Here is a 23,961-nt window from a genome sequence, read left to right on the forward strand (position 1 = left end):
ACATTACAACACCACCTACAATTATACAGGTGATCTGATTGATAGAAATGCAAAAAATGGTAGAACTTGCGAAGCAGATAGCCGGAATCATTGAAGAATACAAGCATGCAAGAGTTATCTCACATAATGATGCGGACGGAATATCCTCAGCAGCCATCATCTGCCAGGCATTGCTCAGGAAAGGAATACCATACCACCTGACGATCGTTGGCCGTCTGGATGACAGTGTTGCCGAACTTGTTAATGAGACAGCATCAGATGGCGATGTTGTAATATTCTGTGATATGGGAAGCGGACAACCGGAGATCATTGAAAAGGTCGAAAATGATGTGATCGTGATCGATCACCATAAACCGGTGGGAGATTCGCCTGCCAAAGCAATGATAAACCCACATATGGCAGGGATCGACGGAGCAGTACACCTGTGTGCAGCCACGACGACATATCTTGTAGCAAAGAGCCTGAATGAGGAAAATGTCGACCTTGCAGGGCTGGCTATTGCAGGTGCAGTGGGAGATAAACAATTATTTGAGACCGCGAACAGGATCATACTGAACGAGGCGGTCGAGGCAGGTGTCGTATCAGTCAAAAAGGGACTGAAAGTTGGCAGCGGAGATATTGCCGACATCCTGGAGAACACTCCGGAACCTTATCTAGACATTACAGGCGACCGTGAGAAGATAGATACATTTCTGGAAATGCTTGACATAAGCGGCGATATTGATTCCCTCAGTGCAGAACAACTGCAGAAGCTCACTTCCACCATCGCACTGAAGCTTACGAAGAATGCAAGTCCCGAAGCTATTGAAGCAGCTATAGGGGACGTATATATCCTGAACAAAGAGGTTGTAAGGAACGTCTACGATCTGGTAGCCATCATGAACACCTGTGGAAAACAGGAAGTTCCCGGACTTGCAGTTGCCCTTTGCATGAAAGATGATTCCACACTTGAAGAAGCACAGGAGATCACACTCAAAAGCCAGAAGGCCATCATTGCCGATATCAAAAAAGCAGAGGAAATGCTGAAAAAGGCCAAGAACATCTACTACCTGAGTGGCAAGGACCTCGAATCCACAGGAATGGTAGCAAGTACTATCATAAGGTATGTTCATCCAGATATGCCCTTCATTGCCGTTAATGAGGTAGAGGGGATCATCAAGATCTCCGGAAGAGGCACACGTGAACTGGTGGCCAGGGGACTTGACCTTGCCTATGCACTGCGAACTGCCGCATCATCTGTGGGAGGGGACGGAGGCGGACACAGCATTGCTTCCGGCGCATCCATTCCACTGGACAGAACGGAAGATTTTATTTCACTTGTCGACGACATTGTCGGAGAACAGCTGAACTGATGTGAGAATTATGAAGATATCTACGACTATCAAGTTCAACAGCCCGGATGCGCCCGATGTTGCAAAGAAGGTTGCACTTTCACTTAAACCGGACAACCTGACCAACATGGAAACAGAGATCAGTGAAGAACAGGCCATCATAACCATTCGAACGGAGAAGATCTCATCCATGATAGCCACAGTAGATGACCTTCTCATGAACGCAAAGATAGCTGAAGATATCATAAGTGAAGTCGAGGATGAAAATGACCTCTGAGTGGAAGACTCTTGAAGATGTTGAGGAGCACATCTTCGAATGTAAGGCCTGCCCTCTTTCTGAGACAATTATCAATAAGGTCGTCCGTAAAGGTTCGGACAGACCAAAGGTCCTTTTTATAGGGGAGGCCCCGGGAAAGAACGAGGATGAGACAGGAGTGCCTTTTTGCGGACGTGCAGGAAAGATACTTGACGAACTTATCGATTATTCAGGGCTTGAAGAAAGTGATTGGGCAGTGATCAATACCATCAAGTGCAGGCCTCCGAAGAACCGCAACCCGAACAGGAAAGAGCTCGAAGCCTGCAAACCATTCCTGAAAAGACAGATAGAACTGCTTGACCCCAGATTGATAATCCTTCTTGGGAACACTGCCGAAAAGGCATTCCTTAACGGACAGAAGATGGAATGGGGAGCTGTTGAGGAATTCGAAGGAAGAAAGGTGCTTAAGATATTCCACCCCGCTGCACTGATCTATACAAGGTCCCGCACAGAGGAACAGCACCGATTCCTTGATGAGAACAGACATTTGTTCTCATGAATTTTTTCAGGTCTAAATTGTTAAGCGAATGATAGAAGACAGGATAAGGAACAATATTAAAAGGTCTTCCTGATCATACCCACAAACTTTTTTTGTTGGAAAATTTATTAAATCTGGAGCCTATTTCATAACTGTTTGCTTTAGCAACAAATGTAATTAATTGATCATGACCACAAATGGAACATAAGAGCCAGTTGATCCAATAACGGCCGGTTTCAAGAGGAATAACGTATGGAACTTAAATTCAACCTGAAAGGAGCATTCAAGACAAGCACCGACCCTGCCGGTGCAAAAGATGTTATTGCCCAATATTTCGAAGAGGCAAATGATACCACCCTTACAAAGGGAGCACCGGAAGGACAGGGTGCAAAGATCACAGAATGGAGTATTGTTGATAACAGCATCGAGGTCTCTATAGAGTCCGGAAGGTTCGTCAGGGCACACGATGCAATGATCCGTCTCAGGAAACCCCTGGCAGGAAAGCTCGGAAAAGAGTTCCACATCGGTATTCGCGGTATCGACGTGAAAGAGTTCACAATAGAAATGCCTGCAGAAGAGGAACTTGATAACATCAGAATCCCTCATGTGAGCAGCATCAGGAATGTTGATGGTGGAATAGTCCTTGAGCTTGATGTCGGCGAGTCCGAACTTGAGAACCGTATCCCGGACAGGATACTTACCCTCATGGAAGAGAAGGTAAAGGCAAAGGATTACGGTGGCAAGGCAGAACACTGGCAGGTCCTCTGGGAAAGTGAAAAGAAGGAGCACAAGTTCTTCGGAGATCCTACACAGGAAATGATGAAAGAAGGATGGATCAAGCGTGGAGCAAGCCGCGGACAGTGGATCCATGGCCCCCAGTCAACAAGGATGTTCAGGACTTTCGAGAGGATCGTTCTCGAAGAGCTCCTTGAACCTCTTGGATACAGGGAGATGATCTTCCCGAAACTTGTCCCGTGGGAGGTCTGGCAGAAGTCAGGACACGCTAAGGGTGTCTACCCCGAGATATACTATGTCTGCCCTCCAAAGACAAGAGACCCGGAGTACTGGGAAGAGGTTATCGACCACTACAAGGTCACACATGAGGTCCCAACAGCACTTATCAAAGAGAAGATAGGAGAACCTATCGGCGGACTTTGCTATGCACAGTGCCCACCTTTCTGGGTGTACGTTCAGGGAGAGACAATCCCTACCGAGGACTTCCCGATAAAGGTATTTGACAGGTCAGGCACATCACACCGCTACGAAAGCGGAGGTATCCACGGAATGGAGCGTGTGGACGAGTTCCACCGCATAGAGATTGTGTGGCTCGGTACCAAAGAACAGGTCATTGAGACTGCAAAAGAGCTTCATGAGAGATATATGCACATCTTCAATGAGATCCTTGACCTTGAGTGGAGAAAGGCATGGGTAACCCCATGGTTCATGGCACAGGAAGGTCTTACCGGACTCTCCGAACAGGGCGAAGCAGGAACGACCGACTATGAAGCACCACTGCCCTACAGAGGCGAAGACGGCGAATGGCTCGAATTCCAGAACGTCAGTATTAACGGTAACAAGTATCCGTCAGGATTCAATGTGAAGTGCCAGTCGGGCGAGGAACTCTGGTCAGGCTGTTCAGGTGTGGGACTTGAGCGCTGGGCATCAGCATTCTTCGCACAGAAGGGACTGGACCCTGATAACTGGCCAGAGGAATTCAGGAAGAGAGCGGGTGAAATTCCGGAGGGAATACGTTTCCTCTGATATTCCTTTTTTATCGTACCGATTTCTTTATATATGGACATGAACACTATTGGTCCGCTATTAATAACCATTCACACGGGAATTATAACAGTAAGAATCACGAACATCAGAACTTAATTCGATCGAGGCATCGATCAAAACAACCATCACAATAATAAGGAGGAATTGCTTGGCAAAAAAGAGAGTACAAAGGAAGCTGGATAAATGGAAATCAAAACAGTGGTATACCATCGAGGCACCAAAGTTCATTGGTAGCAACCAGATCGGTGTGACCCCATCCGACGAACCGGAGAAAATGGTGGGTCGTATTGTTGAGACCACTGTAGGTGAACTCACCAATGATTTCTCAAAACACAACATCAAACTTAAACTTGAGATCAACAACGTAACCGGCGACATCGCAAACACAAGGTTCATCGGTCACGAGATCACAACCGACTACCTGCGCTCCATCGTAAAGCGCCAGACTTCCAGGATCGATACAAACCTTAATGTCAAGACAAAGGACGGTTACAAGATCAGGGTCAAACCTATCTGTTTCACAGTCAAGAGGGCAAAGACAAGCCAGATCAAGGCTCTCAGAGACGTCATGAACGAAACAGTAGCAACACGCGCAGCTGAACTCGACTTCGAGCAGTTCGTGGAAGAAGCTATTGTCGGCAAGCTTTCCGCAAACATCTACAGGAAGGCAAAATCCATCTACCCACTCAGAAGAGTAGAGATCAGGAAGACCGAAGTCCAGTCATTCCCTGCAGCACGTGCAGTAACTCCAGTAGTTGAAGAAGCACCAGCAGCTGTAGAAGCACCTACAGCAGAAGAGTAAATCATTAAATCATAATGGTGACCCCACACTGGTCACCGTTAACATCTTTTTTTAATATTGACCATTAACATTGAATTCTAAAATTAATTTTCAATTAGCTTTAGCTAACATTGCAGATATGCATTAATTCCGGAAAAGATCATAGTTTCATCTAACTGCCCCGTATCAAGTTCAAAACACAAATCAAAAAGAGAAGTGGCTGGTGAACCAGCCATGGTTAAAGGTTTCGATGCAAACTCTACACTTCACTTATGAGTGAAGTATGCAACAACGCCATCATCCACAGAATCGATCCTGCAGAAACCAAATCTCTCGAACTGGACAACATTGTTGAGCTCTTCAACAACCTGTTTCTCACCAACACCTGTGAACTCACCGTGTGGTGCCAGCACTTTAACATTGATATTATCCTCCGGTGCCCAGTGGATTATGCGCATCTTCTTGCTTTTGGCATCTTCCATGGAATCACCGATGCAACGGCATTTCAGAGGACTTACTGAAGTTATCTCGATGTTATAGAGATCCTTCAGACGGATCATATCACCTTCCTTCACAGACTCAACATCATCATTGCAAACAAAGATCTTTGATCCGACATCTATACTGCGGGATCCCCTCTCTTCGGTCGGATGCAGTGAAGGCTCCACGACACAGCTTTCCGCATTCTCTATCTCAAGCTCCACAGGATCCCATACAAAGAAGTATCTGTTAGCGATAGGATCAATGATCTTCCTGTTCTCTGCATAAAGGGTATCCATACTGATGCTGATATCCGTCTCACCCACACCCATGTCGATCATGAACTTGCGGATAGCTTCCGGCCTGATACCACGCCTGCGCATTGCACGCAGTGTTGGGAGACGAGGATCATCCCATCCGGAATACTCCCCTTCCTCTATTGCCTTTCGGAGTCCGCTTGTGCTGAACTTACCGAACTCATGCATCTTGATGCGGCCCCAGTGAGTTGTCTTTGGATATTCCCAGCCAAGATAATCATAGATATATCCCTGGCGTTTCTCACTGTCCATCAGATCCTTACCCCTGATGATGTGGGTCATGCCAAGTTCATGGTCCTCAATAGCACCCTCAAAGTCGAGCAAAGGCCAGACCACATATTTGTCGTCCACCTCAGGACGTGGATGTGGCATCTTGACGATCCTGAAAGCACCAAAATCACGAAGTGCAGGATCCTTATGCTTGATATCGGTCTTTATCCTCACAACAGCGCTCTTCTCCTCATATTCACCGGCAAGCATCTTATCCCAGTGTTCAAGATTTACATCAGGGCCCTGGTCGCGGTGTGGGCATGCCTCTTTTGCATCCTTGAACTTCTTGAAATCACCACCGTCACAGAAGCAGATATATGCATGGCCCATCTCAATGAGCTTTCTTGCATAATCATAATAGATCCCCATCCGGTCTGATGCAATTACGACCTCATCCGGTTTTGCATCAAGCCATGTGCAGTCCTCAATGTACCAGTCATATGCTTCCAGCATAGGGCGCTTTGTCTGAGGGTCCGTATCATCAAAACGAATGATGAACTTACCACCATACATCTTGACATACTCAGAGTTGATCACAATTCCGCGTGTACTCCCCAGTGTTGCGGGACCATTAGGGTTTGGAGCAAAACGCATGACAACAGTCTCACCCTCCTTTACATCGAGAGGTTTGAGACCTTTATCCGGCTCCTTTTTGGTATTTAATTCCTCTATAAGCTCCGGTGCCAGCGTCTCAAGGCGGGACTGCCATTCTTCAGGAGTCTCTTTTGAGACCTCATCAAGGATGTGCTGGATCATAGGACCAACATCCTTTGCAAGAGGGCGCAGGTGAGGGCATGAGCCCATTACACGCCCCATAACAGCTCCAAGCTGAGGGGTCTTTCCGTATTTAACAGCGTTTTGAAGCGCAAATTTCTCTATAGTTACCTTATCTTCATCACTCAGGGTCATTTGAATTCACTCTCAGGAAAAATAATATCATTAATTTAAAAACAAATGAATATCAGAGACGGTCGCCCAGATCACTGATATGGTTCACCTTTTCAAGGATTATACCCAGATCTTCATTGAAATTTTCGACGAACTCTTCTGCCATGTCACCTGCCATTGCACCATGTGAGGAAGGCTTAATAAGATGTTCCTGTTCCAGCACACGCAAAGAATACCGGACCTTATGGGTTGGCATCCCGGTCTCTTCGGCAAGCTTCAATATCCCAATGGGTCCTTTTTCAATGACCTTCTGGAGAACGATCAGATGTCTTTCAGTAAGTTCGAGTTCCCTGTTGATCTGGTCAAATAGCATTATACTACCTCATTCCTCAAAGTACCTATTCTTTCGATCTTCACTTCCACAATGTCCCCCCGTTCCAGCCCACCAACTCCAGGCGGAGTGCCTGTGGCGATCACATCACCGATCTCAAGGGTCATGATACCGGATATGAACTCGATCAGATGCGGAATATCAAATATCAGATTAGATGTGCTCGAACTTTGCCTGACCTCACCGTTCACAAGGCTGCTGACAACAACATCGGAAGGGTCAAGATCCTCTTTCGGGACAATGAAAGGCCCAAGAGGAGCAAATGTATCAAAGCTCTTGGAACGGGTCCACTGGCCATCCTTTTGCTGAAGGTCACGGGCTGTGACATCATTGAAACATGTATATCCTGCGATAACATCCATTGCGTTCTCAGCGCTGATGTTCCTGCACCTCTTTCCAATGACAACGGCCAACTCTGCCTCATAATCAACACGCTGGCTCATTGAAGGATAGACTATCCGATCACCCGAACCGATAACGGCAGAAGAAGGTTTCATGAATATCACAGGCTCTGCAGGGATCTCCATATCAAGTTCAATAGCATGGTCAACATAGTTCAGGCCAATGCAGATTATCTTTGAAGGAGTTGCAGGCGGAAGTACCGTAAGCTCGGATAGCTCAAAGGTCCTTCCCTCATGGTCCATGGATGTAACCAGTTCACCGCTTACACTTCCATAGAAAGTATCATCACCGTGTTTGAATCGACCTATCATAATTGCACATTCTCTGTTCTGATTGTAGTTAAGAACAGAATTGTACTATAAATTATTTATCAAACATCCTCACAAGGACTGGAAAATGAGGGGGACGAACAATTGAAATGAAAAGATAGCACATATAAAATAAATATATAAAATATGACAGCCAATATTTTATTGGATGAGTACGAAGGGGAACGAATTCGGGACCATATACGGGGGGAAGAACTACGATATTTTTGCAACATTGCTGGGATTTGGCCATTCATTCTATGAAAAGGCAGCAGATGAAATGCCAATTGAGAAAGGTATGAAAGTGCTTGATCTTGGATGCGGCACAGCTTCCCTTGACATTGAGATCGAAGAAAGGATGGAACACACCGGGAAGGTCTTTGGCATAGACCTCTCAAAAAATCAGCTTGAATACGCCCATTCAAAGACAAAACAAATAGCAGATGAGATCTCGCTTTACAAAGGAACAATGGATGAACTTCCTTTCAAGGATGAGACCTTTGATATGGTGGTCACAAGCGTAGCCTTCTGTGAAACGAACGCCGAGGTAAGGAGATCTGCAATAAAGGAAGCTTCCAGAGTACTGGTAAAAGGCGGTCATTTTGTGATCATAGACTGTGCAAAACCAAGGTTCTCACTAACCAGCGTCATGATGCTACCGTTCTTTATGTTCAAGACCAATGATGATAACTGGAACAATACGTACGTGGACATCTGCAGTGAGAACTCTATGACACTGGAGAAGGAAGACTACCTGAAATCATACATCAGGTTTCAGATCTTCAAAAAGGAAAAATAAGAGAGGGTCAGAGTTCAGACCCGGATAGCGAATCGTGTTCTACTGCCTCAAGATCCTTCTTGTAAACGATGGTCCTGTATGGGAATGGGATCTCCACACCATTGGCATCGAAACTCTTTTTGATGGCTTCTTTCAGTTCACACCCGGTATCAAATGCAACTGAGCGGTCACGTACCCAAATATACAGTTTCATGTTCACAGAGAAATCTGCAAGCTCTGTAACCAGTACAGAGACCTCATCGCCTGGCTTTTTGTCCGGATGATAGCGCGAAAGTTCTTCATAGTCCATGACCTCGGGGTGCTTGCGGGCCTCAGCGATCATAAGCCTGCGTGCAAGATCTATATCTGAATCATAGCTTATACCAATCACAATGGTCCAGTTGACTGTGGGATCATCAATGGACCAGTTAATGATAGCTTCGTCACTGATGATATGATTCGGAATGTTCAGTCTCCTGTTGTCCCATGTCCTGATCTTTGTGTAACCGAGGGTAATGTCTGTCACACGACCATACTCACCATGAATGGTCAGAAGGTCCCCAACACGAAATGGTCTGAAGGTCGCAAGGGCAACCCCTGCAATTATGTTGGAAAGAGTGTTCTGTGCAGCCATACCGATGACGATACCTGCAAATCCTGCTCCTGCAAAAAGGGCTATGGAAAGATCGCGAAGACTCGGAATACTGAAAACAATAACAATGAAACCGGAGAAATAGACCATTGCCACTATGATACGCCTTACGAGACCGTAAGTGGTCTCATCGATGTTCATCTTCTTGCTCGCCAGTACAAAATATGCCTTTAACAACCGATCTGTCAGTTTCGCAAGCACAAATGTCAATATGAAGACAAAGATCGCAAACGAAACAACAGCAACATCCCATGAGAGCCAGGAAGGGATCATATCCGTAATCGCCATAGGACATAATTATGGCAGATGTAATATACATATTTGACTATCGCCAGGAGTAGCAAGAAGCGGCTTTACATAAAGAAAACACCTCCTGGCACCACATTTTGAAGAGACGCTTACATCATTCCAAACAGATAGAACATAGTGAAAAGTGCCGTAACACCAAGGACAAGCAAACTGATGGTAAATACCACAAGTATCCTCTGAGCCCTTTTTTCTTCCTCGGTCAGAGGTCGAAGGTTCTCCTTGTGCTTCCTTTCAAGTACAGAACCTATTGCACTTCCAAGGGCCAGACCCATTGCAGGACCAAGGGCAATACCAAGCCCGATGTTCCCGGTAGCGATACCAAGAACAATACCCAATGGAACTCCTAAAAGAATACCAAGGGCAATTCCCCGTACAAGCCAATAACCTTTTGGATACGTTACATGTCCCTGACCATCATTGTCTTTCTTTACACCTATGTTGAGGAGAAGACCAATAACGAGCAACAATATTGCTAGAGACCCTAATATGATAAGAAGTGCCATGAATACATGATAGGTTCTACCCCATATAAGGATTTACGGAGAGAATACAACCATCAGAATCATTCAACCATTCATGGCAGATCTGGAAATAAGTGTACGAATATTTGTCAGTGATTGTCCGAAACATTCCGGACTATAACATAGCTTAGATCTTTACGTAGACCTTCCCATCCTCAACCTTAATATCGTATGCTTTCTGGTCACCGCATTTACCTGAAAAGGTCTCGACAAGGAAACCTGCACCGCGTTTTACTTTTCCGGAAGTTACATCATAGCGGCACCTGTGGACAGGACAGATCACAAGGTTGTCTTTCAGCCTTCCTTTGACAAGCTTCCCTCCCATATGGTTGCAGATGGCATCGAGAGCATAGAACTCGCCTTTCAGGTTGACCACAAGGACCTCATTGTCCCCCTTGGTGAAACTCCTCATCTCCCCTTCAGGCACATCATCTGTGCCACATAGTTCCACATATTCTGCCATTGTAAATCACCCCACTAATTATTTGAGGCGGTCATATAAGAACATTCCCCAATAATTATGATAAAGGTACCTGCACAAAGTACTTATCTCCAAGAGGTAATTTTTATACATTATTTTTTGTGGGGGTATTTGCATGGTAAAGAAGATCGAAAGATCCGAAGAAGAGTGGAAAAAGATACTGACACCTGAGCAGTATGCTATTCTAAGGGAAAAGAGAACAGAAATGCCGTTCACAGGAAAGCTCCTGGCGAACAAGGAAAAAGGAACATACAACTGTGCAGCCTGCGGGCAAGAGATATTCGCATCGGACAAGAAGTTCGATTCACAATCCGGCTGGCCAAGTTTTTACGATGTGATCTCCAGCGATAGTATAGAACTTGTAGATGATAACAGCCATTTCATGCACAGGATAGAAGTTCTCTGCGGCAGTTGCGGCAGTCACCTGGGACATGTTTTTGATGACGGCCCAAAACCAACGGGTAAACGCTATTGCATAAATTCAGCTGCCATGCAATTCGAGGATAAAGAATAAACCAGATATAAGAGAGATGGTGAATCAAATGCTGGAAAAGGCCACATTTGCAGCCGGATGCTTCTGGGGAGTGGAAGAGAACTTCAGCAGAGTAAGGGGAGTAGTGTCAACAAAGGTCGGTTATACCGGCGGTTCAATGGAAAAACCCGGATACTATGATGTTGCTACAGGTAAGACCGGACATGCCGAATCCATAGAGATCCTTTTTGACCCTGATATCGTTTCCTATGAAGAACTGCTGGAAGTCTTCTGGGATATACATGATCCTACAACATTGAACAAACAGGGACCGGACATCGGTACTCAGTACAGGTCTGCAATATTCTATCATGATGAAAAACAAAAAGAAGCTGCCATGAACTCAAAGAAAAGGCAGGAAGAAAGCAAGCAGTACGTCAATAGTATAAAGACCGAAATAGTTCAGGCTACGGAATTTTATCCTGCAGAAGAATATCACCAGAAATATTTCGAGAAGCTGAGATCACGATGATCACAAAAAGCGATCATCGCGAAAAGAAAATGGAGAATAATGAAAAGCCGATGAAATAAAGGAGTTTCCGAAAATGGAATGCTCCCTTACTTCAAAAGAGGTTGACATAAGATGAAAGCCTGAGGAAGGCGATCATTGCAATGGACACTGTAAGTGTGGCAATGAATGCGCTGTTGCCATCAATGTTAAGTCCGCCAGTCGTCCATTCAAGGATGTTGTCTTCATCGTCCATCATGGAACCTTCGTAGTATGTGTCCATTTATTCTTTCCTCCGATCTTAGTGTTTTATTGTTTAGAGTTAATGTTTGGGTGTTGCATGATTAATTGTCACGATTAATCATCTAATACATCTATAACGATTAATCGTTTATAAGTGTTTCTATCATAATCCTTTGTGAGAACAAAGGAGGTTTTGAAGTAGATGAGAATGATCGGATGAACCGATCAGACCATGCTACTTCCGGAACACGGGAATGTTCAGGACCTCAGAAGAGGTTGACATAAGATGAAAGCCTGAGGAAGGCTGCAAGGGCAATGGATACTGAAAGTGTGGCAATGAATGCTCCGTTGCCATCAATGTTAAGTCCGCCAGTTGTCCATTCAAGGATGTTGTCTTCGTCGTCCATCATGGAACTTTTGTATTGTGTGTCCATTTGATCTGTCCTCCAGTCTTTTGTTAAATTGTCGTATGAACAATGATTATATATCACGATTAATCATTGCACATATCTATAACTATTAATCATTTATAAACATTTCTGTTGATCGAAATTGCAAAACCAGATATATACCCCACAGACCAATATCATGATAGAAAATGCTGTAAACGCAGGGAGGCGGGGAAAATGAACAGTGAAGTACAGGAATATATCAAAAAGCAAAGATCACCACAGAAAGAGATCATCGAGAAATTAAGAAATATTATCCTCAAAACATACCCCGATATCAAGGAGGAGTTCAAGATGGGAGTACCCTGGTATGAAGGAAAATACTACCTCGTTGGTCTCAAAGACCACGTGAACATGGGTTTTTCTATTAAAGGTCTGTCAGAAGAAGAGAAAGGACTCTTTGATGGAACAGGGAAATTAATGAAGCACATAAAGATATTTTCCCCTGAAGAAATAAACAAAGACAGGATAGTAGAGCTACTGAAGGTTGTCAGGAAAGAATGAAATAATCCATGAAGGATCAATCATTGAAAATATAAAAGATATGTTTATGTAAAAGATCAGTCTAAATTTCTACTATGGATAAGTTGAGCAGATCTGACAGCACATTCATAGGCCTGATCATATTGATGCTGCTTGGGAAAGCCACATGGGAATACTTTGATGTAACCCATCCCATCGTCCAGCAATGGACAGCTACATGGTCAGCCATCCTTGTGGTAGCCGTTCTCGGATCTGTTTGCATAAAACTTGCTCCAAAAGCAGGCTTTCCTGAGATATGGGATAAAGACGTCACGAACAAACAGAGATTTGTGATACCGATCCTTCTGGGAATCGGTTTTTCCATAATAGAGATACTTGTCGGCCTTGCCCTTCAATTGCCGAATATCCACGTGCAATTCCCTTTCTCGATCCCAGTTTACGTAAGTGGTGGAATATTCCTTGAAATACTATACCACCTCATCCCTGTAGTAACTCTTACATGGCTAATATCAACCCTTTTGTTAAAAGGAGAAAAACAGAACCAGGTATTCATAGCAGTTGCCATCCTTGCAAGCCTGTGGGAACCTGTCATGCAGATAACAGGAATGCAGCAAATGGGAATGCTTACAAGTGCATTCTTCGCAGCAGGCCTGTTCACATTCATCTTTGCAGGAAACCTTATCCCGACCACCCTTTTCAAAAAGTACGGGTTCCTTGCCCCGGTTATCTGGCGACTTGCCGACTACAGCATATGGCATGTGATCTGGCCGATGCTCTACTACTGATCAATCAGTAATTGAGGTCTTTTTAAAGAATATCTGCAGGCACAATAACAAAAGAAAGATCGTATTCCACTAAATGAGCTTCAACCTGACCTCAGGAAAGCAGCCTGTTGGCAAGCCAAGGGGATATTGCTGTCACAATAAGCACAAGCAACCAGATGCGCCCTTCGAGGAGATTGTAATCGTGCAGCAGGCGATCCCATGAATGACCTACAACAAAATGCCCGAAGAGGAACTCAAAGGATACTGTAAGGGACACCCACATCAACCCGACATAAATGAACTGAACTGATGTACCGGAAACTCCAGAATATTTCAAGAAAGCATAGGTTACAACAAATATGACCGTGCTGAAAATCACCGAGCTCATCTGATGGGCAAGAAGTTCACCGGTATAAGGTACGTAAAGACCTCTTGATATTCCATTAATTATTGCAAGGAATACGAGCAGCACCCAGACAGCAAGGGAGTAGAGATAAAGATTGGGAGCCATAGTTAGAAGTTTAGTTGCTAAAAATAAAAATTTGCCTATTAATTAAAATAAGTGATCGGAATTAACCGATCAGAGCATAGATATTCATCACGATAGGCATGATTGCAAGAGAGATCTTTGTTCCCATACTTGCATCTTCAGAAGCTTCAATGATGATAAGCCCATCATCATATGCCTGCCTGAATGTATCTCCAGGAGATTCGGAATCAAGAATTGCCCTTGCAGTATCCTCATTCGTGGTGACAATGATGGTTTCAGTAAACTCAACACCATTCCAGACATAACTCTCATCAAGTTCGCCCCACCTGCCGAAATCTACCGCAGAAGCATCAGAATCTGTGATAGTTACCGCCTTCATGGTGACACCGCTTTCAGTTACAAATGGACCGGAGCTGAGAGTAACATCAAATTCAGGCCCTCCTGTAGTTTCATCTTCAGCATTGTTCATGTAAACAGCAAGAACTACATGCTGATCCGCAAGTATTCCCCTCAGGGTTCCGGGGACCTCACCAATTTTCTCATTGTATTCGGGAACTGCAGCATTCATATCATCAAAAAGGTCCGCACTTGCAGGTACCATGAAAAGCACAGCCACAAGCAACATTGAGATCATTACTCTTGATTTCATATATTACACCCCAATTATTATTTAGCAAGTGATAGGATTTTAAATTTGCCCTATTTAAAGGAGGTGTCCACTAATAGCAGATATGATCATAGAAGAAAAGTACCATCCAGACAAAGGTACAATTTCAGCCACAAAAATTCATCCTCAAACCAATTTATAAAATATAATTGATTGAATCAATGGAGGTTAACCATTGAGAGATATTAAAAAATAGGGAATAAGAGCCTTAAAAAGAATAATAGAATAACTGGATAAATATCAAAATAAAGCAAACTTAACCCAAACACTTTTATTGTTTAGATATAATTATATACTGAAACACACAATATGGTGTGTTAAGGTATGACACGGTTGGGAAGAATACCAGATGAGTGGGGGCTTATCTTTTCCTTAATATATTGAACTTTTTTAATGATCTGAATGAAGAAGGATCTTTGCAGAATAAAATACAGAGCATTAAAAAATGGTGCGGGAGGTGCGATTCGAACGCACGAACTCCTACGAGACAGGGTCCTAAGCCCTGCGCCTTTGGCCTGGCTGGGCAACCCCCGCAAACAAAAACAATCTGTAAACTCATTTTTTGTATTTAATATTATGCACTTCAGACATTATAGTGCAATTCAGGAAACAATCAGACATCTGTGATATTACCTGCTGACCTGAACATGGACAATGCAATTTCCCTTTCCCTGCTATGATCGACCAAAGGCTTTGCATAATCCCGAATATCAGGACCATTAACCTTTTCGAGTTTATGTATCACAGAAGGTTCGATGCCACGGAGCTCAGGAACCCATCTTTTGATATATTCACAGTCCCTGTCGAACTTCTTCTGCTGATGCCAGGGGTTGAATATCCTGAAATATGGCTGGGAATCTGCCCCTGTTGAAGCAGCCCATTGCCAGTTGCCATTGTTCACGCAGGGATCATAATCAACCAGTTTGCCTGCAAAATAGCGCTCCCCCCACCTCCAGTCTATGTGCAGGTCCTTAACCAGAAAGGAAGACACGATCATCCTTACACGGTTGTGCATATATCCAGTTGTATTAAGTTCCCTCATACCGGCATCAACGATTGGAAACCCGGTGTTTCCTGAACACCATGACCCGAATAACTTCCGGTCATTGCCCCACTCAAGATCATCGAACTTCCTCTTGAATGCATGGCTGAAGACCTCAGGAAATTCGAAAGCAAGTTGTGTAAAGAAATCCCGCCAGAATAATTCGCGGATAAGTGTGTGATCCCTTCCAAGCTCATGGAGAACAGAATAATAAAATTCCCTTATGGAGATCGTACCCAGCTTGTTGTGTGCAGAAAGACCGGTAGTTCCCCTTATAGAAGGAAAGTCCCGTTCATGATCGTATTCCGAGAACTCAGAAAGAAAGCTCAGAACGGACTGAGCGTTGGCCCTCCCGCCATTTGTGAACAGCTGGTCGTTACTCTCAGGAAGTGAAGCTTTCAGATGATCAATACCCGATACATCATCGACCTCACCTGCTCCGAGATCAGCGGTGCAAAAACGATCAGTAATACCTTCACTTAAACCACTTAACATTGAAGGAGTCGGAATATCCTTTTTTGAAGCCGCCCGGAAGAACTGTGAAAATACCTTGTAAGGAGTACCCTGTTTTGTGCGCACAGTTCCGGGCTCAGTGAGAAGACAGTCGTGGAACTGAAGCAGATCAACATTCCTTTTATTGCACAGACTTGCGATCGCCTCATCCCTTTTGAGGCTGAAAGGAGTGTAATCATGGTTCATGAAGATAGCATCAATACCTACCTTCTCCAGAAGGTTGCCCATCACATCTTCAGGGAGACCGGAAAAGAGATACAACCTGCCAGCCACAGCATCCAGTTGCCCCCTGAGATCTTCAAGTGACTCCAGAAGGAACTGAAATGCATTACGGTTGAAGTTCTTCTTCGCAGGATCACTAAGACGCGGGTCGAATATGAAACATGGGATCACCTCTTCGGACATCCCAAGAGCTGCGAGAAGGGCAGTGTTGTCTTCGACCCGCATATCCCTCCTGAAAACGAAAAGAGAACGCTGGAAACGGGACATCACTCGATCTCCACTGCAAGTTCGTTTCTCATTAGCATAGGAGGCACCCAGGGAGGATTGTAGCGCATAAGGAACATCTCGCCTTTTGTCATCAGACCATTCTCAGAGATCTTACTCTCAAGTATTGCCCTTTGAGATCCTATTTTGGAATCTGTGACATAACCGGAGAATTTGATCGCCAAAACCTTTCTTGGAGCCACATCATGTATCAGCACACCTTCTTCCAGCGGAGCAGGCGCATTTTCAGAAGTATAACCTTCCGGTAACACGAAGGACATGTGCATCACGTCCCCCTCCTGCCTGGAGATCACAGGTGCTGTCATCGCTATCTTTGTATTTTGTTCGTTCTTTCCAAATATATAGCCGGATAGTATCCTGAAACCGGAGTTTGAGCCGCCTGCGTCTGCAGATATGAAAGTATTTTCTTCATACTGCCTGATCTCAACACCATCACCAAGCTCTTCGATCACTGTATAATGGACCTGTTCCGTACTCATAGAAATCCTGACACCCACCAGGAACCAGATTGCAACGAGGAACAACAATGTTGCCACTATCACAATTACTGCCCCCTTAAGTTCCATGATAATATATGGGAATGCGAGGTTAATAAATCTTTAGAATGAGAGGGAGAGAGACTCTAGACTCCCCGATCATGCAAGTCCAAGCCCATTCAGAATATCAATGGCCTTTAATGCACTTTTTTCCTTGTCCCGGATCTCCAGCATAATATCAAGCTCGAATCCCCTTGCATCTTCAAGAAAATCCCGGAAAAGCGCAGTATCTATTGAAGTAGCATGCTTCCCTTTCCTTTCACCCGGCTGCTGGCTGCTGTAATCGACCATTGGAACACCGTCCTTCATACCCCATGTAGAAGCAGCAGAACCTATAGCAGTGGAAAAACTTTCCCCGTTATTGAGGCACTCATGATGGAAACTATCGAAAATAACAGGCATATTGCAGGCATCACTTATCTCAAGACAGTCTTTCAGGCTGTACAACCGATCATCGTTCTCAATAACAAGCCGTTTCCTCAAAACTTCATCAAGATCCTCATATCTTTCAACAAACCTCTCAGCTGCCAATTTTCTGTTCTTATAGATACCACCTGCATGGATCTGGATCTTAGCAGTGCTGTCCAGGCCCATTGCATCCAGAAGTTTGCAGTGGTAATCAAGTTCTGCAATACTTCTCTTTGTAATGTCCTCATCAGGAGAATTAAGAAGGATGAACTGGTCAGGGTGCATGGAGATCCTCATACCATTCTCAATAATAAACCGACCTATACACCGTAATTCAGACCTGAAGCAGGACGCCCAGTCGAACTCACATATAGGATGTGATGCAAATGGAACAGTGTCTGAACTTATCCTGAAGAATAAAAGGTCATTAGATAGATTATATTCCAATATCCTTTGCATGCAATCAAGATTATTGGTTACCGTTTCGACCAGCTTCTCTTCAGAATAAGATGTAAGCCGGAACTTTCTGTTAGCAGAACAACCAATGTTCCTGTTAATGCAGGGGTACCCCAGTTTCATAAACGATCAGATCCCAATAGAGTGCTATAGATAAATTGCATTCCAGACTGATTTAATTCTTTTGACAGATGAAAGGAAAGACAGGGGCCGCCAGGACATAAACAAGAAGTTCAACTAAAGAATTAATCATTTCAAAATAGAAGAAAGATGCGCCGACCGGGATTTGAACCCGGGTTTAGGGCTTGGAAGGCCCCAGTCATAGCCACTAGACCATCAGCGCACTTGCAACCCCTAACTTGCATTTTTAGAATATAACCCTTTCGCTTAAAATTGACTGCAGGGAGTGGAGTATTGCAGCCAACCTCATACAGAAGAACACATCGACCACAGGCACTTATAAAGAATATGTGCTTCGAAGCTCTTTTATCTGGTCCCTGAGAGCCGCTGCCCTCTCAAATTCCAGGTTCGCTGCCGCAGAATGCATCTCTGCCTCAAGATCAATGATAAGATCCTCGATCTCCATATCGGACATATCCTCCGCAACCTCAAGGACCGCAGACCCCACGTCCTCATATTCTGCTTCAACAAGCTCCTTCTGCAAGGCCTTCCTGATCGTTTGCGGAGTGATGTTGTGCTCACTATTATATGCAAGCTGCATCTCACGCCTCCTGTTGGACTCCTTCAGTGCAGCCTCCATGGAGCCGGTAATATTGTCGGCATACAGAATAACGTAACCTTCAGAATTCCTGGAAGCTCTCCCTATCGTCTGTATAAGAGATCGCTCAGAACGCAGGAAACCTTCCTTGTCTGCATCAAGGATAGCGACAAAAGCAACCTCCGGGATGTCAAGACCTTCCCTCAGCAGGTTGATACCAACAAGCACATCGAACTCGCCCTTCCTCAGGTCACGAATGATCTCCGCCCGCATGAGAGTATCAATATCCGAATGCATGTAGCGAACACGGATGCCCATCTCAAGCAGATAGTCCGTCAGATCCTCTGCCATGCGCTTGGTCAGTGTTGTCACAAGCGTGCGCCAGCCACGCTCTGCCACCTTGTTGATCTCACCGATAAGGTCGTCTATCTGCCCCTCCACAGGACGCACGAATACCTCGGGATCCACAAGCCCGGTCGGTCTGATGATCTGTTCCACCACCGCACTGCTGATACCCAGCTCATATTCCGCAGGAGTGGCAGACACATATATCGCCTGATTTATCCGCTGGTGGAACTCATCATACTTCAAAGGACGGTTGTCAAAAGCGGAAGGCAATCTGAAGCCATAGTTCACAAGAGATTCCTTCCTGGCGCGATCCCCGTTGTGCATACCCCGTATCTGCGGGATGGTCACATGGGACTCATCGATAACCAGCAGGTAATCATCAGGGAAGAAGTCAAGCAAAGAGGACGGAGGATCACCAGGATCCCTACCATCGAAATGACGGGAATAGTTCTCAATACCACTACAGTATCCAAGTTCCCGTATCATCTCCATGTCGAAGTTCGTACGCTGCAACAATCTCTGTGCCTCAAGGATCCTGTTCTCCGACTCAAGCTTTGAAACCTGCTCCTCAAGCTCTTTCTCAATGGAACCAAGTGCTTTCACCATCTCGTCCTGTGGCATGATGAAATGTTTTGCAGGATATATGACAATGCTGTTGTCCTCTTTCACGACCCCAAGAGTCTTACCTGTAAGTGGATCAAAAGAAGAGATCCTGTCGATCTCATCCCCAAACAACTCGATGCGGATACCGTGGTTCTCCTGGGCAGGGAACACTTCCACAGTATCCCCCTTGGAACGGAAAGTACCTTTTGCATATTCCAGTTCATTGCGCTCGTACTGGATGTCGATCAGACGTGCGAACAACTCGCTCCTCTCGATCTGCTCACCCGGCTTCAGCACAACAGACATCCTTCTCCACTCATCCGGAGAACCGATGTTGTAGATGCTCGACACACTGGAAACAACAATAACGTCCCTGCGTTCTATCAGGGACTTTGTGGCTGAAAGCCTGAGCCTGTCGATCTCCTCGTTAACATGGGAATCCTTCTCAATATACGTATCCGTCGTAGGGATATAGGCCTCAGGCTGGTAGTAATCATAATAACTGACAAAGTACTCCACGGCATTTTCAGGGAAGAACTCCCGAAACTCCGAGAATAACTGGGCTGCAAGTGTTTTGTTGTGGGCAATGACAAGAGTAGGCTTCTGGACCTTCTGTATGACATTAGCTACGGTGAACGTCTTGCCGGAGCCAGTAACACCCAACAGGACCTGATGTTTTAATCCTCTGTCAAGCCCCTCAACCAGCTTCCGGATAGCTTCCGGCTGGTCACCCCTAGGTTCATATTCAGATACAAGCTTAAAACTGCCCATCAAATTGTGAATATGTCTGTGAACATCTATAAACGTATGTGTGCGACGCTAAGAACTTATTTCACAACATCACAGGACGTGAACACAGGATCACACATCCACAACATCAGCGAAAAAGCACGAACCATAGCAACATGAGAATAATGGCCAGAATAATAGCGATCTCTGAACTATTCCTGTCGCTTCCAAATATTATAGGGATCGGACCGATCATAATAACACCACCGCCTTTCACAGTTGAGCGGTTGCTGTGGCCTGTTGAAACATTATCAGGACGATCATTAAGAAAAAAATCATCATGATCCGGAATGTTACTGTATTGCTGATGTTGATACCACTCTTCAGCAGATACATCTGAAAGCTTCCGGGATCCTGCCATTGTGAAAAAGAATCCCACTACAATCAGGATCATGCCTGATGCCAACAGAATCGTGCCGATCATTGTCTTCGCCTCCAGGACAGGACATAAAGCAGTGCAATAACAAGACCTACCCACATCATAGTATTGGTTATCCCCGGAGATGAACCAAATGCTATAGGAATAGGACCGATCATTACAAGACCACCGAAGCTGCCTGACCCAGATGAGGTCACAGAATTTGCAATAATGCCTGCAAAAACAAGGAAAAAACCGATGAAGATTAACAGAGAACCAAGTTGAAGATCATTGTTTCCCGATCTCATAGGGAACAATCCTCACAGACAGATAAAAATCAGACCCTCTGCGTCTGCCAGACAGGTGCAAAACTCTGTGGAACTGCCTGACCGGCTTCATCCACATCAGCAATGTAGAGATATTCCCTCTGAGTACGGTTTCCGCGACGTTCCAGAAGATTCTTGCGATACATACGGGAGAGATAAGTAGAAACTGTGCTTAGCTTGATCTCACCATAGACACGCTCATAATTTTCCTGGATCTGCTGTGAAGTGGACCATTCACGAGGATGCTCATACTTCAGGAAAAGCTCCAGCCTTTCACTGATAGTAAGTTTTGAATCATTTACCCTGTCGCGAAGTGGTACCACAGGAACGGAATTGTTGTTGTTAAACTGTGGAACATGTTGTTGTGTCACAGCAGCCAGAGAAGGTCCTGACGTAGAGAACGTGCCAGAAGGTACCGTCGACTGTTGTGGTTGTGCAGGTTGTTGATAGAAATCTGGCTGGTTCACCACAGGATTCACAGTCGGATTCACTGTTTGCGGATTCACAGGCATATAGTATTGCGGATACTGTTGGACCTGCTGTACAGGAACCTGCACTGGTTGATAAATTGGCTGTGCCTGCTGTTGAAATGGCATCACAGGAACAGGACAATATTGTAGCGGATACTGTGGCGACACAACCGATTGAGGTTGTGAAACAAAACCTTCAGTTGTCGTAGCAGAAGTTTGTTGTGAAAAATGTTGCTGAACATCATGTTCAGATCGCAGAGCGGAGGATGAAGATCGGATCGAACGAGGTTGCACCTCTTCCAAAGTATCAATGAATTTGATTACCCGTTCTTTCACATTCGCACCAGTGAACTCGATACTGGTGCTCTCTTTTCCTTCGTCGTCGATTATTTCGAGCCGAATCTTCATCTTCTGCGCCTCTGCAGCGGATCCATCCATCCCCTCAGATCGGTGGATTCACAAACCATTCATCCCCTCAGATAATGGCTCAGCTTTTATGTGAATACAGCCTCATGCAATTGATATGCTCTTGTATCACACAATTGCTTTAAACTGCAATACATCCATTGCCTTTAATGATATATAAATGTTTTTATTAAATAGATGTCATTATCTGTATGATACAAAATTAAAGACATTAAAACACTTATTTTTTGATTTTAAAGCATAATAACACTTTTAATTATATCAAGATATCCAGCCTAAAAACAGGAATAATTAAGAACATCACCCAGACATATTGTGATCTCCAGTGGAAGTAAAGGGGTTTGTTTTCAAATGCTTTTGCATGTAATCATCCAATAAAAGAAGAAATAGAGTGTTTTTAACCAGTGATTAAAAATAAAAAACAATATAGGAAAGTTATAATGGAATAAATAATTAAAAATAACTTAAAATCCAGAATAAAAGACAAATTACAAGGAGAATATTACCAGATCGCTTGTCAACATGAGCCAAAGTAAATGGCGCACGAAAATAATTTGCCCCATTCAGTTGAGTTTATATCAGATGATGTTTATAAGGACGAACATGACCGACGTAAGTGCAGGATCATCAACGGGAAATAATGTACCGGATATTAATTCCGACAATGTCCCCCGCAAGACAGAGGAAGTTGAAGATCTGGATATCCAGGCAATACTCAACGAGAACGAGGTCCTGAAGGTCCAGAACGAAACTATGAAAGCAAAGCTTCTTGAAGCCAACATGATGGCTAACAAGTATCTTTCAGAGATAGAGAAATTAAAAGAGCAATTGGACCACCTCACCACACCACCACTTTTCATTGCAACTGTTATGGAAGTGGAAGATGACATGGTGCTTCTGAGGCAGCATGGCAACAACCAGGAAGTAATGACAAGAATGCCGCCGGGAATGGAAGGCAGGATCGAGCCAGGCATGCGCGTGAGCATAAACGCAGCATTTTCGATCATCTCCACCATCAGCAAGGCAGCTGACGTCCGTGCCCAGGTCATGGAACTTATCAATTCACCAGGCATCGACTATGATATGATCGGTGGCCTTGACGATGTGCTCAAGGAAGTTATCGAATCTGTCGAACTGCCACTGACCGAACCGGAACTGTTCGAGAACATTGGTATCGAACCTCCAAGCGGGGTCCTCATGTACGGAAATCCAGGAACAGGAAAGACACTGATCGCAAAGGCAGTTGCATCAAGGGCAAATGCTACATTCATCCGCATGTCCGGATCGGACCTTGTGCAGAAGTTCATTGGAGAGGGTGCAAGACTTGTCAAGGACGTATTCCAGCTTGCAAGAGACAAATCACCATCAATATTATTTATTGATGAGATCGATGCAGTAGGAGGAATGCGTACTCACGACGGCACCACAGGATCCGCAGAAGTTAACAGGACAATGTTACAACTGCTTGCAGAGATGGACGGCTTCGACCCCAGTGGCAATGTCAAGGTAATTGCGGCCACCAACAGGATCGACCTGCTTGACCCGGCACTCCTGCGCCCGGGAAGGTTCGACCGTATAATCGAAGTACCACTTCCTGATGAGAAAGCAAGAGAAGAGATCCTGAAGATCCACACAAGGAAAATGAAACTCGAAGAAGATCTCGACCTCGGGAAGATTGCAAGCATGACCGAAGGACTGAGTGGTGCGGACCTGAACGTAATAGTTAAGGAAGCTGGCATGTTCGTCCTGAGAAGAAGAGGCGACAAGATCACCATGAAAGACCTGCTTGATGCTTTCGAAAAGGTAGTGTCTGACGAAGAAGTTAGTGTACCAACAGGAATGTTCGCATAATGCGAACTTCCAGGTGCATATTCCAACGATAATTATAAATACCATTAGT

The 23,961-nt window shown here is 44.7% G+C and carries 28 protein-coding genes and 2 tRNA genes; 11 read left to right on the forward strand and 19 right to left on the reverse strand.

Annotated features, from left to right (window positions below; genetic code table 11):
- Positions 1-38: 38 nt before the first annotated feature.
- The 5 genes from ACR3I3_RS00475 (at position 39) to ACR3I3_RS00495 (ending at position 4,709) form a co-directional block, all read left to right on the forward strand.
- The gene (locus ACR3I3_RS00475; protein WP_440952632.1) at positions 39-1,352 is read left to right on the forward strand and encodes a DHH family phosphoesterase; all 1,314 of its coding nucleotides are present in this window, start codon (positions 39-41) and stop codon (positions 1,350-1,352) included.
- 10 nt (positions 1,353-1,362) lie between these two features.
- The gene (locus ACR3I3_RS00480) at positions 1,363-1,608 is read left to right on the forward strand and encodes a KEOPS complex subunit Pcc1 (RefSeq protein ID WP_440952633.1); all 246 of its coding nucleotides are present in this window, start codon (positions 1,363-1,365) and stop codon (positions 1,606-1,608) included.
- A complete protein-coding gene (locus tag ACR3I3_RS00485; RefSeq protein ID WP_440952634.1) occupies positions 1,598-2,146 on the forward strand; it encodes a uracil-DNA glycosylase in 549 nt (182 codons plus the stop codon). Before ACR3I3_RS00480 ends, ACR3I3_RS00485 begins: the two co-directional genes overlap by 11 nt.
- Before the next feature lie 231 nt (positions 2,147-2,377).
- Complete coding sequence (locus ACR3I3_RS00490; RefSeq protein ID WP_440952635.1) at positions 2,378-3,886, forward strand: serine--tRNA ligase; 1,509 nt, start codon at positions 2,378-2,380, stop codon at positions 3,884-3,886.
- Between the two features lie 169 nt (positions 3,887-4,055).
- Complete coding sequence (locus tag ACR3I3_RS00495; protein WP_440952636.1) at positions 4,056-4,709, forward strand: 30S ribosomal protein S3ae; 654 nt, start codon at positions 4,056-4,058, stop codon at positions 4,707-4,709.
- Positions 4,710-4,954: 245 nt separating this feature from the next.
- On the opposite strand, the gene ACR3I3_RS00500 is transcribed toward ACR3I3_RS00495, so the two are convergent.
- Genes ACR3I3_RS00500 through ACR3I3_RS00510 form a run of 3 tightly spaced genes read right to left on the reverse strand, consistent with a single transcriptional unit; the run spans position 4,955 to position 7,747 of the window.
- Entirely contained in the window at positions 4,955-6,664 is a 1,710-nt protein-coding gene (locus ACR3I3_RS00500) for a glutamate--tRNA ligase (protein WP_440952637.1), read from the reverse strand.
- Positions 6,665-6,716: 52 nt separating this feature from the next.
- The gene (locus ACR3I3_RS00505) at positions 6,717-7,016 is read right to left on the reverse strand and encodes a hypothetical protein (RefSeq protein ID WP_440952638.1); all 300 of its coding nucleotides are present in this window, start codon (positions 7,014-7,016) and stop codon (positions 6,717-6,719) included.
- A complete protein-coding gene (locus ACR3I3_RS00510) occupies positions 7,016-7,747 on the reverse strand; it encodes a fumarylacetoacetate hydrolase family protein (RefSeq protein ID WP_440952639.1) in 732 nt (243 codons plus the stop codon). Before ACR3I3_RS00510 ends, ACR3I3_RS00505 begins: the two co-directional genes overlap by 1 nt.
- Before the next feature lie 166 nt (positions 7,748-7,913).
- Between ACR3I3_RS00510 and ACR3I3_RS00515 the strand changes: the two genes are divergently transcribed.
- Complete coding sequence (locus tag ACR3I3_RS00515) at positions 7,914-8,543, forward strand: class I SAM-dependent methyltransferase (RefSeq protein WP_440952640.1); 630 nt, start codon at positions 7,914-7,916, stop codon at positions 8,541-8,543.
- 7 nt (positions 8,544-8,550) lie between these two features.
- Here ACR3I3_RS00515 and ACR3I3_RS00520 read toward each other — a convergent pair whose 3' ends face one another.
- The 3 genes from ACR3I3_RS00520 to ACR3I3_RS00530 form a co-directional block, all read right to left on the reverse strand.
- Positions 8,551-9,462 carry a mechanosensitive ion channel family protein gene (locus ACR3I3_RS00520; protein ID WP_440952641.1) on the reverse strand — a complete coding sequence of 304 codons (912 nt, stop codon included), beginning with the start codon at positions 9,460-9,462 and terminating at the stop codon, positions 8,551-8,553.
- Between the two features lie 110 nt (positions 9,463-9,572).
- Positions 9,573-9,986 (reverse strand): hypothetical protein, encoded by a 414-nt coding sequence (locus ACR3I3_RS00525; RefSeq protein ID WP_440952642.1) that lies wholly within the window; start codon positions 9,984-9,986, stop codon positions 9,573-9,575.
- 145 nt (positions 9,987-10,131) lie between these two features.
- On the reverse strand, positions 10,132-10,467 hold the full coding sequence (locus tag ACR3I3_RS00530) for a Rieske (2Fe-2S) protein (RefSeq protein WP_440952643.1): 336 nt from the start codon (positions 10,465-10,467) through the stop codon (positions 10,132-10,134).
- Between the two features lie 133 nt (positions 10,468-10,600).
- On the opposite strand from ACR3I3_RS00530, the gene msrB reads away from it, so the two are divergent.
- Together msrB and msrA are read left to right on the forward strand one after the other, a co-directional pair.
- Positions 10,601-10,999, forward strand: a complete 399-nt coding sequence (gene msrB, locus ACR3I3_RS00535; protein WP_440952644.1) for a peptide-methionine (R)-S-oxide reductase MsrB — start codon at positions 10,601-10,603, stop codon at positions 10,997-10,999.
- 31 nt (positions 11,000-11,030) lie between these two features.
- Positions 11,031-11,489: a peptide-methionine (S)-S-oxide reductase MsrA gene (gene msrA / locus ACR3I3_RS00540; RefSeq protein WP_440953712.1), complete on the forward strand. Its 459-nt coding sequence runs from the start codon at positions 11,031-11,033 to the stop codon at positions 11,487-11,489.
- Positions 11,490-11,580: 91 nt separating this feature from the next.
- Here msrA and ACR3I3_RS00545 read toward each other — a convergent pair whose 3' ends face one another.
- Together ACR3I3_RS00545 and ACR3I3_RS00550 are read right to left on the reverse strand one after the other, a co-directional pair.
- Complete coding sequence (locus ACR3I3_RS00545) at positions 11,581-11,748, reverse strand: hypothetical protein (protein ID WP_440952645.1); 168 nt, start codon at positions 11,746-11,748, stop codon at positions 11,581-11,583.
- Between the two features lie 226 nt (positions 11,749-11,974).
- The gene (locus tag ACR3I3_RS00550) at positions 11,975-12,142 is read right to left on the reverse strand and encodes a hypothetical protein (protein WP_440952646.1); all 168 of its coding nucleotides are present in this window, start codon (positions 12,140-12,142) and stop codon (positions 11,975-11,977) included.
- Positions 12,143-12,334: 192 nt separating this feature from the next.
- On the opposite strand from ACR3I3_RS00550, the gene ACR3I3_RS00555 reads away from it, so the two are divergent.
- Together ACR3I3_RS00555 and ACR3I3_RS00560 are read left to right on the forward strand one after the other, a co-directional pair.
- Positions 12,335-12,661 (forward strand): DUF1801 domain-containing protein, encoded by a 327-nt coding sequence (locus ACR3I3_RS00555; protein WP_440952647.1) that lies wholly within the window; start codon positions 12,335-12,337, stop codon positions 12,659-12,661.
- A gap of 74 nt (positions 12,662-12,735) precedes the next feature.
- Positions 12,736-13,425 (forward strand): hypothetical protein, encoded by a 690-nt coding sequence (locus ACR3I3_RS00560; RefSeq protein WP_440952648.1) that lies wholly within the window; start codon positions 12,736-12,738, stop codon positions 13,423-13,425.
- Between the two features lie 91 nt (positions 13,426-13,516).
- On the opposite strand, the gene ACR3I3_RS00565 is transcribed toward ACR3I3_RS00560, so the two are convergent.
- From ACR3I3_RS00565 to ACR3I3_RS00615, 11 genes are all read right to left on the reverse strand, one after another.
- Complete coding sequence (locus tag ACR3I3_RS00565) at positions 13,517-13,915, reverse strand: hypothetical protein (protein WP_440952649.1); 399 nt, start codon at positions 13,913-13,915, stop codon at positions 13,517-13,519.
- 61 nt (positions 13,916-13,976) lie between these two features.
- On the reverse strand, positions 13,977-14,543 hold the full coding sequence (locus ACR3I3_RS00570; protein ID WP_440952650.1) for a hypothetical protein: 567 nt from the start codon (positions 14,541-14,543) through the stop codon (positions 13,977-13,979).
- A 464-nt stretch (positions 14,544-15,007) separates the two neighbouring features.
- Positions 15,008-15,095 (reverse strand) — tRNA-Leu (locus ACR3I3_RS00575).
- 79 nt (positions 15,096-15,174) lie between these two features.
- A complete protein-coding gene (locus tag ACR3I3_RS00580; RefSeq protein ID WP_440952651.1) occupies positions 15,175-16,605 on the reverse strand; it encodes a cryptochrome/photolyase family protein in 1,431 nt (476 codons plus the stop codon).
- Complete coding sequence (locus ACR3I3_RS00585; RefSeq protein ID WP_440952652.1) at positions 16,605-17,189, reverse strand: SOUL family heme-binding protein; 585 nt, start codon at positions 17,187-17,189, stop codon at positions 16,605-16,607. Before ACR3I3_RS00585 ends, ACR3I3_RS00580 begins: the two co-directional genes overlap by 1 nt.
- Positions 17,190-17,258: 69 nt before the next feature.
- Positions 17,259-18,146 carry a UV DNA damage repair endonuclease UvsE gene (gene uvsE, locus ACR3I3_RS00590; protein WP_440952653.1) on the reverse strand — a complete coding sequence of 296 codons (888 nt, stop codon included), beginning with the start codon at positions 18,144-18,146 and terminating at the stop codon, positions 17,259-17,261.
- A gap of 148 nt (positions 18,147-18,294) precedes the next feature.
- Positions 18,295-18,366: transfer RNA gene (locus ACR3I3_RS00595), tRNA-Gly, on the reverse strand.
- Positions 18,367-18,480: 114 nt separating this feature from the next.
- A complete protein-coding gene (gene uvrB / locus ACR3I3_RS00600; protein WP_440952654.1) occupies positions 18,481-20,463 on the reverse strand; it encodes an excinuclease ABC subunit UvrB in 1,983 nt (660 codons plus the stop codon).
- Between the two features lie 106 nt (positions 20,464-20,569).
- Entirely contained in the window at positions 20,570-20,905 is a 336-nt protein-coding gene (locus tag ACR3I3_RS00605) for a TIGR00304 family membrane protein (protein ID WP_440952655.1), read from the reverse strand.
- Complete coding sequence (locus ACR3I3_RS00610; RefSeq protein ID WP_440952656.1) at positions 20,902-21,147, reverse strand: TIGR00304 family membrane protein; 246 nt, start codon at positions 21,145-21,147, stop codon at positions 20,902-20,904. The genes ACR3I3_RS00605 and ACR3I3_RS00610 overlap by 4 nt, the downstream gene beginning before the upstream one ends.
- Positions 21,148-21,176: 29 nt before the next feature.
- A complete protein-coding gene (locus ACR3I3_RS00615; RefSeq protein ID WP_440952657.1) occupies positions 21,177-22,043 on the reverse strand; it encodes a hypothetical protein in 867 nt (288 codons plus the stop codon).
- 621 nt (positions 22,044-22,664) lie between these two features.
- Between ACR3I3_RS00615 and ACR3I3_RS00620 the strand changes: the two genes are divergently transcribed.
- On the forward strand, positions 22,665-23,912 hold the full coding sequence (locus ACR3I3_RS00620) for a proteasome-activating nucleotidase (protein WP_440952658.1): 1,248 nt from the start codon (positions 22,665-22,667) through the stop codon (positions 23,910-23,912).
- The last annotated feature ends 49 nt before the right edge of the window (positions 23,913-23,961 follow it).

The sequence above is a fragment of the Methanococcoides mangrovi genome (genome assembly GCF_052057775.1).
Taxonomy (GTDB): domain Archaea; phylum Halobacteriota; class Methanosarcinia; order Methanosarcinales; family Methanosarcinaceae; genus Methanococcoides.